At 63.9% G+C, this 407-nt stretch carries 1 protein-coding gene; it reads left to right on the forward strand.

Translation table 11 applies throughout. The annotated features are described in order from the left end of the window. Window positions 1-327 (forward strand): ABC transporter permease (locus ABFX56_RS15900; protein WP_346234343.1); only part of this gene is annotated, 327 nt, incomplete at its 5' end. Between the last annotated feature and the right edge of the window lie 80 nt (window positions 328-407).

The following is a 407-nucleotide window of genomic DNA, read 5'->3' on the forward strand; positions in this document are numbered from 1 at the left end:
GAGAACACGGCCAGAAGCTATGGGCTCGGTCCAGTGGCCAGGGCCCGCTACGTGGTGTGGTCGACCGTGCTTCCGTATCTGATGACGGGCATCCGGCTCGCGTCGGCGGTCGCCCTCATCCTCGCGATCACCGCGGAGTTGATCATCGGTTCCCCGGGCCTCGGCTACCAGATCGCGTTGACCCAGTCCGGTGGCGCCGTGCCGGAAATGTACGCGCTCATCGTGGCAACCGGGATGATCGGGGTCATCATCAACTTCGGAATGCGACTGATCGAGAAGAAGACGCTCGCCTGGCATTCGTCGATCCGCAGCGAGGTGATCGCATGAGCGCCCTGAAGCGAGTCGTCTACTTCGTCGGCCTGCCGTTGCTGCTGATCATCATGTGGTGGGCGCTGACCCTCGGCCCG

Source organism: Parafrigoribacterium mesophilum, from assembly GCF_039652555.1.
Lineage (GTDB): Bacteria > Actinomycetota > Actinomycetes > Actinomycetales > Microbacteriaceae > Parafrigoribacterium > Parafrigoribacterium mesophilum.